Source organism: Psittacicella melopsittaci, from assembly GCF_003585925.1.
In the GTDB taxonomy this organism is placed as follows: Bacteria; Pseudomonadota; Gammaproteobacteria; order Enterobacterales; family Psittacicellaceae; genus Psittacicella; species Psittacicella melopsittaci.
In genome coordinates this window covers 1-1,255 of sequence record NZ_NRJH01000091.1, presented here as the reverse complement: position 1 = coordinate 1,255, position 1,255 = coordinate 1, and the positions used below count along the sequence as shown (strand labels likewise).

The 1,255-nt window shown below is 35.7% G+C and carries 1 protein-coding gene; it reads right to left on the bottom strand.

Annotation, left to right across the window (positions count from 1 at the left end):
* On the bottom strand, positions 1-1,023 hold a 1,023-nt coding region (locus CJP74_RS07900; protein ID WP_222987057.1), incomplete at its 3' end, for a hypothetical protein.
* Between the last annotated feature and the right edge of the window lie 232 nt (positions 1,024-1,255).

Genomic DNA, 1,255 nt, shown 5'->3' with positions numbered 1-1,255 from the left:
TTTTTCTTCACTTGTACCATAGTTGTCATTGAAGACATACCAGTTTTCTTTTTCTAAATTGACGTGAAGATCTATAATATCACAGTCATTTTGAGAAGCACCTTTACCACCATTAGAGTCAATTTTTTCAACTTGAATGGTTTTGTCTTTTAACACCTCATTGATTCTCTTAGCCTCAAACTCATGTGTACCCTCGTATTGCGGTTTGAGAGATAGAATATGGGATGAGATTTCATTTAAGACCTGTTTTACGGCAAGAAAGATATCCTTACCTAGTAAACTCTGGTTAAAGTAAGTAATCTCAATCCGACAGTTACCTAGATAGTTCTCTGAAGTGAGAAATTCTTTTTTGCTAGTAAGGTGCGGATATTTTTCTTGCAGAATATCAAATCTTAACTCATTAAAAAACTCACTTGCCCCTAGGAGAATATTTAAATCGATATCTTTAAATTTGAGAACCTTGGTGTTGGTAATGAGGTCGAGATTGCTTACTTTTGATAAGTCATTATTCTCATTCTCATCAAAAAAACTACTTTCATATCCTTTGCCAGACTTGGTTTTGAACTGGTAGCTTTTTCCTTTTACTCTATCTTCAACACCTGTAACTTGAGCTCTACTTTTTATAACCCGCTTATTAGCAAACACAAAACCGTCTTTGAAAAAATCACTATTTTTGAAATCTTCTTTAAGCTTGTATTCTAGTCGAATAAGTTCTTGAGCCTGTAAGCCTGTCTCGATAAGAGCTTGTTTTAACTCGGTAATATATCTCGAGTCGTTTTTACTATGAAAATACATAGTCTCAAGTATGCGTTTTGGGTTAGAGAGATCACTATCGTATTTACGCTTGAATTTTAATTCATGATCATCATCAACAAACGGACAATATCTTGCTCCACGCCCAATTAGCTGAGCTTCTCTAATGGTATAAGCCCCGATTTTACCTGCTTTACCACTTGCTTGACGTGTATCATAGAGACGCACTATATCAAACAGATTAAGCACATCCCATCCCTCATTGAGCATGTCTACAGCAAAGATGAGGCGAATAGGGTTATTTTGGTCTTCGAGGGAGTTAACTAAAAGTTGCTTTTCGCGATTATTATCCGAAGTTCCATTCTTAATAATCGAAGCTTCTTGGGTAAAAGAATCATGCAGAGATTGCCCTAAAAACTCATAACTCGGATCTTGCTGTTAGAAATACTGCAAGGCTTGGTTTAACACCTCAATAACTGACGTTTCAAGGCTTTTAATTTGT